The sequence below is a fragment of the Streptomyces longispororuber genome, assembly GCF_024448165.1.
Classification (GTDB): Bacteria; Actinomycetota; Actinomycetes; order Streptomycetales; family Streptomycetaceae; genus Streptomyces; species Streptomyces longispororuber_A.
Genome location: NZ_JAMOLN010000038.1, coordinates 20,854 through 37,124 on the forward strand (window position 1 = coordinate 20,854; position 16,271 = coordinate 37,124).

The 16,271-nt window shown below is 71.3% G+C and carries 10 protein-coding genes; 1 reads left to right on the forward strand and 9 read right to left on the reverse strand.

The window, feature by feature from the left end; all coding sequences use genetic code 11:
* Positions 1-7 precede the first annotated feature (7 nt).
* The 5 genes from rplU to M4J07_RS13735 all read right to left on the reverse strand — a co-directional run bounded on the left by rplU (position 8) and on the right by M4J07_RS13735 (position 8,400).
* On the reverse strand, positions 8-328 hold the full coding sequence (gene rplU / locus M4J07_RS13715; protein ID WP_030362614.1) for a 50S ribosomal protein L21: 321 nt from the start codon (positions 326-328) through the stop codon (positions 8-10).
* 188 nt (positions 329-516) lie between these two features.
* Positions 517-1,839, reverse strand: coding sequence for a phospholipase D-like domain-containing protein (locus tag M4J07_RS13720; RefSeq protein WP_255971509.1), 1,323 nt, complete (start codon positions 1,837-1,839; stop codon positions 517-519).
* A 236-nt stretch (positions 1,840-2,075) separates the two neighbouring features.
* Positions 2,076-6,143, reverse strand: a complete 4,068-nt coding sequence (locus M4J07_RS13725) for an Rne/Rng family ribonuclease (protein ID WP_255971511.1) — start codon at positions 6,141-6,143, stop codon at positions 2,076-2,078.
* A 249-nt stretch (positions 6,144-6,392) separates the two neighbouring features.
* Entirely contained in the window at positions 6,393-7,190 is a 798-nt protein-coding gene (locus tag M4J07_RS13730) for a TIGR03936 family radical SAM-associated protein (RefSeq protein ID WP_255971513.1), read from the reverse strand.
* Between the two features lie 46 nt (positions 7,191-7,236).
* A complete protein-coding gene (locus tag M4J07_RS13735; RefSeq protein ID WP_255971515.1) occupies positions 7,237-8,400 on the reverse strand; it encodes a hypothetical protein in 1,164 nt (387 codons plus the stop codon).
* A gap of 145 nt (positions 8,401-8,545) precedes the next feature.
* On the opposite strand from M4J07_RS13735, the gene M4J07_RS13740 reads away from it, so the two are divergent.
* Entirely contained in the window at positions 8,546-9,130 is a 585-nt protein-coding gene (locus tag M4J07_RS13740) for a TerD family protein (RefSeq protein WP_255971517.1), read from the forward strand.
* Positions 9,131-9,201: 71 nt separating this feature from the next.
* Here M4J07_RS13740 and M4J07_RS13745 read toward each other — a convergent pair whose 3' ends face one another.
* The 4 genes from M4J07_RS13745 to mrdA all read right to left on the reverse strand — a co-directional run bounded on the left by M4J07_RS13745 (position 9,202) and on the right by mrdA (position 16,201).
* Positions 9,202-11,157, reverse strand: a complete 1,956-nt coding sequence (locus M4J07_RS13745; RefSeq protein WP_255971519.1) for a TIGR03960 family B12-binding radical SAM protein — start codon at positions 11,155-11,157, stop codon at positions 9,202-9,204.
* Positions 11,158-11,198: 41 nt separating this feature from the next.
* Entirely contained in the window at positions 11,199-12,719 is a 1,521-nt protein-coding gene (locus M4J07_RS13750) for a CYTH and CHAD domain-containing protein (RefSeq protein ID WP_255971521.1), read from the reverse strand.
* A 92-nt stretch (positions 12,720-12,811) separates the two neighbouring features.
* Positions 12,812-14,014: an FtsW/RodA/SpoVE family cell cycle protein gene (gene rodA / locus M4J07_RS13755; protein ID WP_255971523.1), complete on the reverse strand. Its 1,203-nt coding sequence runs from the start codon at positions 14,012-14,014 to the stop codon at positions 12,812-12,814.
* Between the two features lie 6 nt (positions 14,015-14,020).
* On the reverse strand, positions 14,021-16,201 hold the full coding sequence (mrdA, locus tag M4J07_RS13760) for a penicillin-binding protein 2 (RefSeq protein WP_255971525.1): 2,181 nt from the start codon (positions 16,199-16,201) through the stop codon (positions 14,021-14,023).
* Positions 16,202-16,271 lie beyond the last annotated feature (70 nt).

Here is a 16,271-nt window from a genome sequence, read left to right on the forward strand (position 1 = left end):
CAGTCCCTTACTTCGCAGCCGTGGGGATACCGGTGATCTTGATCGCCGTGTACTGCTGACGGTGACCCTGACGACGGCGGTAGCCGGTCTTGTTCTTGTACCGAAGGATGTCGATCTTGGCACCCTTGTGGTGGTCCACGACCTCGGCGGTGACCTTGATGCCGGCCAGGACCCACGGGTCGCTGGTCACAGCGTCGCCGTCGACAACGAGCAGCGTAGAGAGCTCTACGGTGTCGCCAACCTTGGCGGTGGAAATCTTGTCAACCTCAACGATGTCGTCGACAGCAACCTTGTGCTGGCGACCACCGCTGCGCACGATGGCGTACACGCGGATCTCTCTCTCGCTCGGAACGGAACCCCCGCAGTCCAGCCGCACGAGGCGGCCTCTCCCGAATCCGTGGAACCTGGGGAACCCCGGACTCAGGAGGAAGAAAGGTTTACGGGAGTGAGGCGCGTCGATGGACACGCCGACGGTCAAGGTTACGGGTCGCCCCTCAGAAGGGTCAAACCGGCCCCTCAGGTGGTCTTGACCTCACCGTCCTGCGGCAGGACCTTGACGCCCTTGCAGAGGTTCGTGCTGTCCGACGCGCCGGGGTACGCGACGCCCCACACCTTGTTGAAGTGCTGCACGTACGTGTCGTGCACGGAGTCGTCGTCGATCTTGACGTAGGCCTCGTCGTTCTCGCGCAGGGCGGGGCCCGACGCGTTCTGCGACCCGGTGAACGTGATCTTGTTGCGCGCGCCGTCGTACATGCCGTCGATCGCCACGTACTTGGTGTGGATGATGTACGGCGTCGCGAGCTTGGCGGCGGGGTTCAGCGGGTCCCGGTCGTCGTTGTAGCAGCGCACCGGCGGGGCACCCGTGGCGTGCATCGACTTCCACGTGCCGCTGTCGGCCGTGGCGTACTCGATCTGGACCGTACAGCCGGCCTTCTTCAGCGAGACCAGCTTGTCGGCGATGGCCTGCCGGGTGATCTGGAAGATCGCGGCCCGCACGACCGTCTTCTTCGTGGTGCCGGTCGCCGCGTCCTTGTACGAGCAGGAGACGTTGTTGAGGACCGAGTACAGCGTGTCCGTGGAGTTCGTGGTGCCGGCCCGCGGGAAGAAGTACGCCTTGTAGTGGCCGTTGCTGACGGTGCGGTAGTCCCAGTTCGCCCAGTCGTGGACGACCATGTCGTCGAAGTAGTCCGCGTACGCCCCGTAGAGCACCCGGTTGTTGGGCAGCTGGAGCGCGTCGTTGTAGAACTTGGTGCTCGCGGACGGCGTCGAGTTCGACGTGGTCTGCACGACGATGTTCGTGGCGCCCTCGACGGCCGAGAACAGCCAGAACTTGTTGTGCATGATCGACTTGCCGAACTTCGGGTCGCCCAGGCACGACTTGTCGGTCGGGCACAGCGTCACGAAGGACTGCGCGGTCCTGCTGGTGCCCAGGGCGGCCTTCAGCTGCTCGTAGACGGGGTTGGTGGGCCGGTCCTTGAGGCTGGAGGAGTCGAGCACGATCTGCACGTTCACGCCGCGGTTCTTGGCGGCCACGAGCGCGTCGGAGACCGAGGTCTCCCACACGTGGTAGACGGCGACCTTGATGTACGAGCCGGGCAGCGCCGCGTTCGTCAGCTCCAGCAGCCGCGTGCGGATCGCGTACTGGGCGTCCACGCTGCCCTTGGGGTCGTTGAAGATCGGCCCCTCGGTCCAGACCCTCGCCTCGTCGGCCGACGCGGTGCCCGCGGAGACCCCCGCCTGCACACCGGCCGCGGAGAGCACGGTGGCCAGCGCCACCGCCTGCCGTCCGCTCTTCACCGGCTTCGCCGCACGGTGCCGGCCCGTGCCTCTGAGACGCATGTGCGCCATCGTCCACCCCTCCCCTGGCACGGACACCCGTCTCCCCAACGCGCGCCCCTGCATTCACCCGAACTATTCCATGAGTTTTACAGGTAGTTCAGCGCGCACGGAGAGTCAGGTGTCACTTCGCGTGCCCCCGGAGACCACATCGGCCCCGTATGCCCGGATATACGCAGACGCCCCGCACAGCGACTGCTGTACGGGGCGCCCGCGGACCCGGTCTCCCGGGCGGTGGCTCAGGCCTCGTCGGCCGCGGCCGAGACGGACGGCAGCGCCTGCTGCTCGGCCGCCGCGGTCTTCTTCGCGGTCGTCTTCTTGGCGGTGGTCTTCGCCGCCTTCTTGGCCGTCGTCTTCTTCGCGGCCGTCTTCTTGGCCGCGGTCTTCTTGGTGGCCGCCTTCTTCGCCGTCGCCTTCTTGGCCGTCTTACGGGCCGTCTTCTTGGCGGCGGGCGCCTCCTCGGCCTCGGGGGCCTCGGGGGCCTCGGGGGCCTCGGCGCCCTCGTCCGAGGCCGCGGGGACGACCACGACGGCCGGCTCCTCGGTCGCGGTCGGGGCGGTGGCCTTGCGGACGGCGCGGCGGCGCGGGCGGGCCGGGGCCGCGGCCTCGGTCTCCACCGGCTTCGCCTCGTCGGCCTTCGGCTCCTCGGCCACGACGGGCTCCGGCTCCTCGGCCTTCACCGGCTCCGTGACCGTCACCGTGGCGGCCTCGTCGGCGGACGCCTTCGGGGAACCGGCGGGAGCGCTCGCCTTGCGCGTGGCACGGCGACGGGTGCGCGGCGCGGGCGCCTCGGCAGCCTCCTCCTGCACGGGCTGGGCGGGCTCGGCCTGCGGCGCCTCGACGACCGGCTCGGGCTCGGGGGCCGGCACCGGCTCCTCCGCCTTCACGGCCTTCTCCGCCCGCTGCGGCTTCTCCGCCCGCTCTGCCTTCTCCGCCTTCGGCGCACCGGCCGGGGCCGACGCGCGGCGCGTGGCACGGCGGCGCGAGCGGCCACCACGGCCACCGGCCGCGGCCTCCGCCTCGGCCGGGCTGGAGTACAGCTCCTCGTCGGGCACGAACTCCGGCTCGGCCAGCGCCACGGGGGCGGCGACCTCCGCGGCGACCTCGGCCTCGGTCTCGACGGCCTCGGCCGACTCGGCGACCTCGTGGGTGTGCTCGTGCGTGTGGTCCGCACCGTTGCCACCGCGGCCGCGCTTCTTGCGCTTGCCGCCACCGCCGGCGGCGGTGGGCTGCTCCATGTGGACGATGACGCCACGGCCGTTGCAGTGCACGCAGGTCTCGGAGAAGGACTCCAGCAGGCCCTGGCCGACGCGCTTGCGCGTCATCTGGACCAGGCCGAGCGAGGTGACCTCGGCGACCTGGTGCTTGGTCCGGTCCCGGCCCAGGCACTCCAGGAGACGCCGCAGGACCAGGTCCCGGTTGGACTCCAGGACCATGTCGATGAAGTCGATGACGACGATGCCGCCCAGGTCGCGCAGCCGCAGCTGGCGCACGATCTCCTCGGCCGCCTCCAGGTTGTTCCTGGTCACGGTCTCTTCGAGGTTGCCGCCCTGGCCGGTGAACTTACCGGTGTTGACGTCGACCACGATCATGGCCTCGGTCTTGTCGATCACCAGGGAGCCGCCGGACGGCAGCCACACCTTGCGGTCGAGCGCCTTGGCCAGCTGCTCGTCGATCCGGTACGTCGCGAAGACGTCGACCTCGCTCGTCCACTTGGAGAGGCGGTCGGCCAGGTCGGGCGCCACGTGGTTGACGTAGCCGTGGATGGTGTCCCACGCCTCGTCACCGCTGACGACGACCTTGGAGAAGTCCTCGTTGAAGATGTCGCGCACGACGCGGACGGTCATGTCCGGCTCGCCGTACAGCAGGCTCGGCGACGACGTCGAGATCTGCTTGGACTTCTTCTGGATGTCCTCCCACTGGGCCTGCAGACGCTCGACGTCGCGGCGCAGCTCGTCCTCGCTCGCGCCCTCGGCGGCGGTGCGCACGATGACGCCCGCGTCCTCGGGGACGATCTTCTTGAGGATGGTCTTCAGACGCGCCCGCTCGGTGTCGGGGAGCTTGCGGCTGATGCCGGTCATCGAGCCCTCGGGCACGTAGACCAGGTAGCGGCCGGGCAGCGAGACCTGGCTGGTCAGGCGGGCGCCCTTGTGGCCGATCGGGTCCTTGGTGACCTGGACGAGCACGGACTGGCCGGACTTGAGGGCGGTCTCGATGCGGCGCGGCCCGTTGGCCATGCCGAGCGCCTCGAAGTTGACCTCACCGGCGTACAGCACCGCGTTGCGGCCCTTGCCGATGTCGATGAAGGCGGCCTCCATCGACGGCAGCACGTTCTGGACCTTGCCCAGGTACACGTTGCCGACGTACGAGGTCGACTGCTCCTTGTTGACGTAGTGCTCGACGAGGATGTTGTCCTCGAGCACGCCGATCTGGGTGCGCTCGCCGTTCTGGCGGACGACCATCACGCGCTCGACGGCCTCGCGGCGCGCCAGGAACTCGGCCTCGGTGATGATCGGGACGCGGCGGCGGCCCTGCTCGCGGCCTTCGCGGCGGCGCTGCTTCTTGGCCTCGAGACGCGTGGAGCCCTTGATGGACTGCACCTCGTCCGAAGAAGTGGACTTCTCTTCCTTCTTGCGCGGCTCGCGGACCTTGACGACGGTGCGCTCCGGGTCGTCCGAGGACGGCTCGCCCTCGGTGCCCGAGTCACCGGCACGACGGCGGCGGCGACGGCGACGGCGGCTGCTGCTCGACCCGGACGCGCCGTGGTCGTCGCGCTCGTCGGCCTGCTCGTCCGCCTCGTCGGCGTCCTCGTGACCCTCGGCGTCCTCGGCGTCCTCGTCGGAGGCGCCCGGCTCGGTGTCGGCGTCGTGCTCGGCGTCGGTGGACTCGCCGCGACGACGGCGACGGCCGCCCCGGCGACGGCGGCGCGTGGGCCGGTCCCCGTGCTCGTCGTGGTCCTCGTGGTCGTCGTGCTCCTCGGCGTCGGCCTCGGGCTCCGCCTCGGCCTCCGGCTCCGGCTCCGGCTCGACGGCCACGGGCTGCTCGGCGGCCGGCTGCTCGTCCGCGGCGCGACGGCGGCGGCGACGGCGCGGCGTCTGCTCCTCCTCCACGACGGCCGGGGCGGCGGCGACCGGAGCCTGCTCGGGCTCGGGCTGCTGCTCCTCGGCGGCCTCGGCGGCGGCCGCGGCGGCGGCGCGCTCCGGGGTCTGGAACATCGGCTCGGTGAAGACGGGCGCCTGGAACACGGCGACGGAGGGACGCTTCGGGCGTCCACCGCCCTCGCCGTCCTCGTCACGGGCGACGGCCCTGCGGCCGGACCGCTGGGCCGGCTCGGAGAACCCGGCGGCGGCCTTGCGGGTGGCGCGACGGCGGCCACGGCGCGGGCCCTCGGCCTCGGCCTCCTCCTCGGCGGCGGGCGCGGCGGCCTCGGCGGCCAGGGCGTCGGACACCTCGGGGGGCGCGGACACGGTGCGGGTGGCGCGGCGACGGCTGCGCTTGGGCGCGGCGTCCTCGACCGGCTCGGCAGCGGCGGCAGGCTCAGCGGCCACCGGCTCCTCGACAGCGGCGGGCGCCGCCTCCTGCGTCTCCACGGCCGTGGTCGGCGCGGACGCGGTCCGCGTGGCACGACGACGGCTGCGCTTCGGCGCGGCGTCCTCGACCGGCTCGGCAGCGGCGGCAGCCTCAGCGGCCACCGGCTCCTCGACAGCGGCGGGCGCCACCTCCTGCGTCTCCACAGCGGTGGTCGGCGCGGACGCGGTCCGCGTGGCACGACGACGGCTGCGCTTCGGCGCGGCGTCCTCGACGGGCTCGGCAGCGGCGGTGGGCTCGGCCATGACGGCCTCCTCGGTCTCGCTCTGCGTCTGCGCGGGCGCACCGGCGGGCGCGGAGGCGGTACGCGTGGCGCGACGGCGCGCACGCTTCGGCGCGGCGTCCTCGGCCGGTGCGGCGGCAGCGGCCACCGGCTCCTCGGCGGGCGCGGCGGCGGCCTGCTCGGCGTCGTCGGCGGTGGTCTGGGGGGCGCCGGCGGGCGCGGAGGCGCGGCGCGTGGCGCGACGGCGCGGGCGCCCGGCGGGCGCGGCGTCCTGCGCCGGGGTCTCGGCGGCGGCCTCGGCGAGCTCGTCGCTCTCCTCGGCCTCGACGGCCGGATCGGTCACATCGGCGGCCGGTATGGCCGGCGTGCTCTCCACGGCGGCGTTCGCCACCGGCGGGCCCGCGGGGCGCGACGCGGCCCGGCGCCGGCGGCGCGGGGGCAGGGTGTCGCTGGGGCTGTCCAGCTCAGGAGTGGTGGGTTCGGTCGGCTCGGGCATGCGGGTGGATCTCCCGTCAGGCCCCCGGGCGCCGCGCCTGGTCCGTGACCGGTGACGTCTGCGGCTCACGCGCTGCGTGTCGAGCGCGGTGCCGCCGGTCCGGGGCGCGGGCGCCGCACGGGGGCTCTTCTGTCTGTTCTCGCCGGTTCCGGTACGCGATGTACGTACGGCCTGGCGAAAGTCCTTGGGTGGGTGCGCTGCCCGACCCAGGTGGCTCCCGAGTACGAGGGCGGCGCTACGACGACCGCCTTACGCGGAACCTTCCACGGCAGGCACCTTCGCGGCGGCAGATCCTGCGGCCCCCGGGTGGGGAGCGGCCTGGACTGCCTCGCGGTCGGGCGCGAGCGGGTCGGTCACCGTGCCGGTCTCTTCATCGAAAAGCCCCTGCGCCAGCCTGGTCACCGCTGCGGGGACCGGCGGCGCCAGGTCGGCCACGGCGCGAAGACCGGACAGGACGTCGTCGGGTCGAACGGCAGGCGTCACGTGCCGAACAACCAGGCGCAGTATCGCACAGGCCTTGTCGCTGGGCCTATCAGCCGGAACATCGGAGGTGGCTTCCGCCGCTTCCAGGCTGACGACGGCCTCGCGGGCGTCGAACGTCCGCATCCCGTTCTTCGTGCGGCGCTGGACCTCCACGGTCTCGGCGGCGCGGAACGCCTCCGCGGCGCGCGAGGCGTCCTCGACCGTCACTCCGTCGAGCCTCAGCTCCCACACGGAGGCGGTGAGCCGGTCGGCCAGGCCCGAGGTGCGGGCCTCGACGGCCTCCACGATGTCGAGCCCGACGGGCATCGACTCGTCGAGCAGGGCACGGAGCTTCTCGGGGTCGCGCTGCGCGGTGAGCGCGATCTCCAGGTACTCGGCCTCACTGCCGGTGCCGGTGGGTGCGGCATTGGCGTACGACACCTTCGGGTGCGGCGTGAACCCCGCCGAGTACGCCATGGGCACCTCGGCGCGGCGCAGCGCACGCTCGAAGGCGCGCTGGAAGTCACGGTGGCTGGTGAACCGGAGGCGGCCGCGCTTGGTGTAGCGCAGTCGGATGCGCTGCACCGCGGGTGCGGGCGGCGGGCCTACGGGCTGTCGCTTGCCCAGTGTCCTAATCCTTAATGAATGCGGTCTTCGTGAGAGCGGTCGTACTGCTACCTAGAGTACGTGCCTCGGCCGCGCCCGGTTCCCGCTGGCCCCTGACCAGCGGTTCCGGCTGCCGGGGCGAGCCGAACAGGGCGCGCCGCAGATCGGCGCGGGCCTGCCGGAAAGTGTCGCGGGCCGCACCGAGGGCCTGCCGCGCCGCCCGGGCGACGGGCCGCCACACCTGGTCCCGTACGGCGTGCCCGACCGGGGTGAGCACGGTGCGGTACGCCCACCGGACCGGGTCCACGAAGACCCACCGCAGCAGCCGGCCGAGGAACCGGCCGACGGCGAGCGACACGTACCCCGCCACCCGCCACGCGTGCCCCAGGGCCTCCCCGACCTCCCGGACGAGCACGGCGAGCGCCCGGCCCACCGGCACCAGGACCCAGCGCCACACGGCGAGCACCGGCAGCACGACGAGCCACCGGACCAGCGGCGTCAGCACGTTGGCGTACAGCCACACCGCGGGCACGGCGACGAGGACGCGCGCCAGCCGGGCCACCGCGATCCCGACTCCGGTGCACAGCGCGGCGATCGCCCGGCCGACGGGCGTGAGCAGGTACGTGTACAGCCACACCGCGGGGACGACGAGCAGCACGCGCAGCAGCCACCCGACCCCGCGCCCCACCGCTTCGAGCCCGGCCCCCAACTGCCGTGCCAGCCAAGCCAGTCCATGGCCCACCGGCACGAGGGCGTACTGCCACAGCGCCACCCACGGCCACACGAACAGGGCCCGGCCGAGCCAGGCCAGGCCGAGGCCGGCCGCCCGGCCCAGGAAGGCGATCGCCCGGCCGAGCGGGGTGAGCACCCGCGCGTACAGCCACCGGGCCGGGACCACGATCAGCACCCGTCCGACCGGGGCCAGTACGTACCGCCACAGCGCCACGAACGGCCACACCAGCAGCCCGTACAGCAGCCACCCGATCCCCCGGGCCAGCGGCACGAGCACCTTCTCGTGGAGGAGGCGGCCGCCCGCGACGAGGGCGTCCCACACGAGGCGCACCGGCACCACGACGACGAACACCACGATCCGCACCGGCATGCGGATCGCCGCGACCAGACAGCCCTCGGGCGGGGCTGCGGGTGTGACGGGCGCCACGGGCGCGGGGGGCGGCTTCTCCAGGTCCATGTCTTCTCAGACGCCCGCGGCGGCCCGGTGGATGCGGACCACGCCCAGCTCGTTCCCACGACCCCGGCGTAGCCTGCCTGAACACAAACGTCGTATGTTCGGGCAGTCTGCGCACCGCAGCTCGAAAGAAGGGGGAGATTCACGCATGATCACGCTCACCAAGGAAGACGGCCCGGCGGACCTGGACGGCGTCACGCACCTGTCCATCGGAGTGTCCTGGGACCCCACTTCCGGGAGCAGCGGCGGGGTGCTCGGCTCGCTGCGCCGCAAGCAGGGCACGGACCTCGACCTGATCGCCATCGCGATGGCGGGCGGGGACCCGGTGCGGCTGGCGGGCCTGGACTCGCTGGACCCGATGGGCAACGGCTCGCTGGTGCACAGCGGTGACAACCAGACGGGCAAGGGCGAGGGCGACGACGAGACGGTCACCGTCGAGTTCGCCCGCATCCCGGGCAACATCACGTCGATCGTGTTCATCGCCGCCGCGTACAAGAAGGGCAGCTCGTTCCAGAAGGCCCGGAACATCAGCTTCAAGGTGTACGACGCCACGGGCGGCAGCAGCCAGCAGGTCGCCGACATCTGGCCGAGCCTGCTCAGCGCCGACAACGGCTGTGCGGTGGCGAAGGCCATGCGGGTGGGCTCCAGCTGGAAGCTCGAGGTCATCAACACGCCGGGCAAGATCAAGCAGGGCGACGAGCACGCCCTGATGCGCTTCGCCGCGAGCAAGTAGCCGCGCAGCGGGACGCGAAAGGGGCGGCCGGTCGTTCTCGACCGGCCGCCCCTTCTCGCTGTGCGCGTGCGCTACTTGACGACCGTCAGCGGCAGCAGCTTCTTGCCCGTCGGGCCGATCTGGATGTTCGTGTCCATCGCCGGGCAGACGCCGCAGTCGAAGCACGGCGTCCAGCGGCAGTCCTCGACCTCGGTCTCGTCGAGCGAGTCCTGCCAGTCCTCCCAGAGCCAGTCCTTGTCGAGACCGGAGTCCAGGTGGTCCCAGGGCAGGACCTCCTCGTACGTGCGCTCACGCGTCGTGTACCAGTCGACGTCCACGCCGTGGGCGGGCAGCGTCTTGGCGGCGCACTCCATCCAGCGGTCGTAGCTGAAGTGCTCGCGCCAGCCGTCGAAGCGGCCGCCGTCCTCGTAGACGGCGCGGATGACGTCGCCGATGCGGCGGTCACCTCGGGAGAGCAGGCCCTCGACGATGCCGGGCTTGCCGTCGTGGTAGCGGAAGCCGATGGAGCGGCCGTACTTCTTGTCGCCGCGGATCTTGTCGCGCAGCTTGGTCAGGCGCGCGTCCGTCTCCTCGGCGCTGAGCTGCGGCGCCCACTGGAACGGGGTGTGCGGCTTCGGGACGAAGCCACCGATCGAGACCGTGCAGCGGATGTCGTTCGACCCGGAGACCTCGCGGCCCTTCTGGATCACGTTCATCGCCATGTCGGCGATCTGCAGGACGTCGTCGTCCGTCTCCGTCGGCAGGCCGCACATGAAGTACAGCTTCACCTGGCGCCAGCCGTTGCCGTACGCGGTGGCGACGGTCCGGATCAGATCCTCTTCGCTGACCATCTTGTTGATGACCTTGCGCATGCGCTCACTGCCGCCCTCGGGGGCGAAGGTGAGGCCGGAGCGGCGGCCGTTGCGGGTCAGCTCGTTGGCGAGGTCGACGTTGAAGGCGTCCACGCGGGTCGAGGGGAGGGAGAGGCCGATCTTGTCTTCCTCGTACCGGTCCGCGAGGCCCTTGGCGATCTCGCCGATCTCGGTGTGGTCGGCGCTCGACAGGGACAGCAGGCCGACCTCCTCGAAGCCGGTCGCCTTGAGGCCCTTCTCCACCATCTCGCCGATACCGGTGATGCTTCGCTCCCGCACGGGGCGCGTGATCATGCCGGCCTGGCAGAAGCGGCAGCCGCGGGTGCAGCCGCGGAAGATCTCCACGGACATCCGCTCGTGGACGGTCTCCGCGAGCGGCACGAGGGGCTGCTTCGGGTACGGCCACTCGTCGAGGTCCATGACGGTGTGCTTGGAGACGCGCCACGGCACGCCCGACTTGTTCGGCACGACGCGGCCGATGCGGCCGTCGGGCAGGTACTCGACGTCGTAGAAGCCCGGGACGTAGATGTTCCCGGTCCTCGCGAGGCGGAAGAGGACCTCCTCGCGCCCGCCGGGGCGGCCCTCGGCCTTCCACGCGCGGATGATCTCCGTCATGTCGAGCACGGCCTGCTCGCCGTCACCGATGACCGCCGCGTCGATGAAGTCGGCGATCGGCTCCGGGTTGAAGGCCGCGTGGCCGCCCGCGAGGACGATCGGATCGTCGACCGTGCGGTTCTTGGACTCCAGCGGGATCCCGGCCAGGTCGAGCGCGGTCAGCATGTTCGTGTAGCCGAGCTCGGTGGAGAAGCTCAGCCCGAACACGTCGAAGGCCTTCACCGGGCGGTGCGAGTCGACCGTGAACTGCGGCACCCGGTGCTCGCGCATCAGCGCTTCGAGGTCGGGCCAGACGCTGTACGTGCGCTCGGCGAGGACGCCCTCGCGCTCGTTCAGCACCTCGTAGAGGATCATGACGCCCTGGTTGGGCAGGCCGACCTCGTAGGCGTCGGGGTACATGAGCGCCCAGCGCACGTCGCAGCTCTCCCACGGCTTCACCGTGGAGTTCAGCTCACCACCGACGTACTGAATGGGCTTCTGCACGTGCGGGAGCAGCGCTTCGAGCTGCGGAAACACAGACTCGACCACTTGGGACGCCGCGGCGGCGGCTTCGGCAGGCATAACCGTGGACCTTTGTGAGCTGACAGGGATGACCCTCAAGCCTAACCCGCCCCGAGACCCGCCTCCGCCGCACGGGCCCACACCTCCGGCAGCTCCCGCTCGCGGTCCGCGGCGGCCGCCTGTTCCTGCCCGTACAGCAGGCCCCAGGTGAACGCGCTCTCCCCCGCCGCGTACGCCTGCACCGCCAGATCGCGCAGCACCTCGCGCGCGACCACGCTGTCCTGGTGGTCGCCGAGCACCGTCTGGACGTCCTTCATCCGCCGGGCGAACTGCTTTGCGTCCTTGCCCAGGGCGGGGACGGCCGTCTCGCCCGCGTACCGGGCGCGCTTGGCGGTCTTGCGGGCCTCGTGCAGGGCGAGGTCGCGGTCGGGGCCCGGGGCCAGGGACAGGGCGTGCTCGACGCGGGCGGCGAGGCGGGCGTGGTCCTTGAGGGCGGCCTTGGTGAGCACGTCGGTGGCGGGGCGGTCGGCGGCCGCCTTCAGGGGCGGGTCGGCGAGCAGTGCGTCGAGGCCGTCGAGCAGGGCCAGGTACCGCTTGCCGTCGAGCACGGCGACCGTGTGCCGGCGCGAGCCGTGCCGCGTGGCCACCGCCCAGATCCGCAGCCGGCCGCGGACGGGCCCGAGCAGCAGGGTGCGGGGCAGCTCCTCGATGCGTCCGGTGAGCCGCTCGGTCATCACCTCGCGGTCCCGGTCGACGCCCAGCTCCCCGGCGAGCCACTTCAGCTCCTCGCCGACCGGTCCGGTGGCGGCCGGGTCGAGGACCTTCTTGTACGTCTTGAACGCGCTGCGCATGCGCCGCGTGGCCACCCGCATCTGGTGCACGGAGTCCGGCAGGTCGCGGCGGACGGCCGGGTCGAGCTCGACCAGGAGGTCGCGCTGGGCCCTGAGGTGGGCGAGGACGTGGTCGCCCGCGGTGACGGGGGCCGACGGGCCCGCGGTCTTCTTCCCGCGCCGGCCCGACCCGGTCGCGTCCAGGGCGCGCGCCAGCTTCGACGCGGATCCCGACCGCTCGATGCCGGCCTTGCGGAGCCGCTTCTCGACCTTGCCGAGGAACTCCGGGTCGCCGCCGTCCGCCAGCTCGACCTCGATCTCGGTCCAGGCGACGGCGCGCGCCCCGTCGGCCCGCTCGGCGCGGACGGCGTCCACGCTCACCTCGGCGAGCAGCGCGCCGTCGGCGCCGGTCAGATGGGAGACGTCGCGCGAGGACAACAGCCGTACGACGGGGACGAGTTCGGCCGCGCGGACCCGGGAGCGGGTGAGTCCGGCGAGGGTGCGGGGCACGTCCGGTGAGAGCGGGGCCCGCACCTCGTCCCTGACACCCTCGGCGAGGGCGACGGGCAGCTTCAGGTGCCAGCCCGCGTCGTCGCCGCCCGTGCGCCGCCGCAGGGTGATCCCGTCGGCGGCGAGGCGCTGGTCGTCGGTGTCGTAGTACACGGCGTCGAGTTCCATGACGCCTTTGTCGATGACGTCCGAGACTCCCGGGACCTTGCGCAGGTCGGGCAGCCGGAAGGGCTCGGCAGGGGCGTCGTACTTCCGCTCGATCTCGCGCTTGGTCTCCGCCATAGCCTGAATCTAGACGCCACCAGGACCGCCGCCAAGGCCACGGGGCTCCGCCCCGGACCCCGCTGCTCAATCGCCGCAGGGGCTTGACTCGCCTACGCCGACATGGGGCGCTGCACCCGGATCGACTGCAACAGCCCCACCGCCACCCACACGGCGAACATCGACGATCCTCCGTACGAGACGAAGGGCAGGGGCAGGCCCGCGACCGGCATGATGCCGAGCGTCATCCCGATGTTCTCGAACGCCTGGAACGCGAACCAGGCGATGATCCCGGCGGCGACGATCGTGCCGTACAGCTCCGTCGTCTCGCGCGCGATCCGGCACGCCCGCCACAGCAGGATGCCGAGGAGCAGCACGATCGCGCCCGCGCCCACGAAGCCGAGTTCCTCGCCGGCCACCGTGAACACGAAGTCGGTCTGCTGCTCGGGCACGAACTGCCCGGTGGTCTGCGAGCCGTGGAAGAGTCCGGAGCCGGTCAGGCCGCCCGAGCCGATCGCGATGCGCGCCTGGTTGGTGTTGTAGCCGACGCCCGCCGGGTCGAGTGCGGGGTTGGCGAACGCCGCGAACCGGGCGATCTGGTAGTCGTCGAGGACCCCCAGCTGCCACACGGCGACCGCGCCCGCCGCGCCGACGCCGATGAGTCCGAGGACCCACCGGTTGGACGCGCCCGACGAGAGCAGCACGCCGAGCACGATCATCACCATGACCATGACGGAGCCGAGGTCCGGCATCAGCATGACGACCATCATCGGGACGGCGGCGAGGCCGAGCGCCTGCATGACGGTCCGGTGGTCGGGGAACTCCCGGTCACCGGCGTCGACCCGCGCCGCGAGCAGCATCGCCATGCCCAGGATGATCGTGATCTTCACGAACTCGGAGGGCTGCAGCGAGAAGCCGCCGCCGATGATGATCCAGGCGTGCGCGCCGTTCACGGTGGCGCCGAGCGGGGTGAGGACGAGCAGCACCAGGAAGACGGAGATGCCGTAGAGGATCGGGACGGCCGTCCGCAGCGTGCGGTGCCCCAGCCAGATCGTGCCGATCATCAGCGCGAATCCGATGCCGGTGTTCAGCAGGTGCCGGAACAGGAAGTAGTACGGGTCGCCCTGGTTGAGCTCGGTCCGGTTGCGGGTCGCCGAGTAGACGAGCGCGGCGCCGATCATCGACAGCGCGACCGCCGACAGCAGTATCGGCCAGTCGAGCCGGCGCACCACCGAGTCGCGGGCCATGAGCCGGGACATGGTGGAGCGCTGCTGGGGCCCGTACCCGGAGACGGAGAAGCCATTGGTGCCGGCCATCGTCGGTCAGTCCCTCCTCGTGAACGTGGAGGTGGGCAGCCCGGCCGCCAACTCCTGCTGTGCGGGCGGCTCTTCCTTGTTCGGCTCGTACGGCTTGATCTTCGGGGAGTCGATCGAACCGTCCGACTCGATCTTCGGCAGCGCCTTCTGCGGCTCGGGCAGCAGCGCCTTCTTCAGGTCCTGCTTGCCGCTGCTGTCGAGGCCGTAGATGGCGTCGTAGATCTTGCGGACCGCCGGTCCTGACGCGCCGGAACCCGTACCACCCTGGGAGATCGTCATGACGATCGAGTAGTCCTTGGTGTACGTCGCGAACCAGGACGTCGTCTGCTTGCCGTAGACCTCCGCCGTACCGGTCTTGGCGTGCATCGGGATCTTGTCCTGGGGCCAGCCGCCGAAGCGCCAGGCCGCCGTACCGCGGGTCGCCACTCCCGCCAGTGCTCCGTCTATCTCGTCGCGCGTCTTGGCGGTCATCGGGAGCTTGCCGTTCACCTTCGGCTCGATCTCCTGGACCTGCTTGCCGTCGGCGCTGACGATGGCCTTGCCGACCTCGGGGGCGTGCAGCGTGCCGCCGTTGGAGATCGCGGCGTAGATGGACGCCATCTGGATGGGGGTGACGAGGGTGTCGCCCTGGCCGATGGAGTAGTTGACCGCGTCACCGGCGCGCATGAGGTTGCCTTCGAGGCAGTTCTCGTAGCTGAGCCGCTGGACGTAGTCGCCGTCCTTCTTGCCGGCCTTGCACCAGGCGTCCTTGTTGGCCTTCCAGAACCGCTGCTTCCACTGGCGGTCGGGGATCCGGCCGGTGACCTCGTTGGGGAGGTCGATGCCGGTCTCCTTGCCGAGGCCGAACTGCTTGGCGGTCTTGTAGAACCAGTCCTGGGTGTCCTTGTGGCCCTTGAGGCCGCCGTCCTTCTTCCACTCCTCGTGGGCGAGGCGGTAGAAGACGGTGTCGCAGGAGACCTCCAGGGCGCGGCCGAGCGAGATCGGCCCGTAGCCCTTGGACTCGAAGTTCTTGAAGACCTGGCTGCCGATCGAGTACGAGCTGGAGCAGTCGTAGTTGCCGTTGAAGGGGTAGCCCGCGTTGACCGCGGCCGTCGTCGGGACGACCTTGAAGATCGAGCCGGGGGCCGCCTGGCCCTGGATGGCGCGGTTGAGCAGCGGGTAGTTGGAGTTCTTGCCGGTGAGCTTGGCGTAGTCCTTGCCGGAGATGCCGCCGACCCAGGCGTTCGGGTCGTACGACGGGTTGGACGCCATGGCGACGACGCGGCCGGTCTTGGCCTCCATGACGACGACGGCGCCGGAGTCGGCCTTGTAGTTCTCGTTGGTGTTCTTGTCGAACTCGTGGCGGGCGGCCTTCATCGCCTCGTTGAGCTCGTACTCGGCGACGGACTGGACGCGTGCGTCTATCGACGTGACGACGTTCGCCCCGGGCTCGGCCTTGTCGCTCTTGGCGCGGCCGATGACCCGGCCGAGGTTGTCGACCTCGTAGCGGGTGACGCCGGCCTTGCCGCGCAGCTGCTGGTCGTAGGTGCGCTCCAGGCCGCTGCGGCCGACCTGGTCGGAGCGGAGGTAGGGCGACTCGGTGTCCTTGGCCTTCTCGATCTCCGCGTCGGTGACCGGGGAGAGGTAGCCGAGGACCTGCGCGGTGTTGGAGTTGCCGGGGCCCGCGTAGCGGCGGACGGCGGTGGGCTCGGCGGTGATGCCGGGGAAGTCCTCGCCGCGCTCGCGGATCTGCAGCGCCTGCTTGGGGGTGGCCTCGTCGGTGATCGGGATGGGCTGGTACGGCGAGCCGTTCCAGCAGGGCTGCGGCGTCTTGGCGTCGCACAGCCGGACCTTCTCCTCGACCTCCTTGGGCGCCATCCCGAGGACACCGGCGAGCTTGGTGAGGACGCCCTTGCCGTCGTCCTCCATCTTCATCAGGTCGGTACGGGAGGCGGAGACCACGAGCCGGGTCTCGTTGTCCGCGATGGGCACGCCGCGGGCGTCGAGGATCGAGCCGCGCACGGCGGGGGTGACGACCTGCTGCACGTGGTTGCCCGAGGCCTCCTTGGCGTACTCGTCGCCGTTGCGGATCTGGAGGTACCAGAGCCGGCCGCCGAGCGTGAGCAGCAGGGAGAGGACGAGGATCTGGAGGACGATGAGGCGGATCTGGACCCGTGGGGTCCGGCCGGTCTCGGGGATGTTGGTCACGGTGTTGTACTCCCCCTCTCAGTACGTGAACGAGTACGGGTACGCGTACTTGTACACGCCGAAGCTGTGC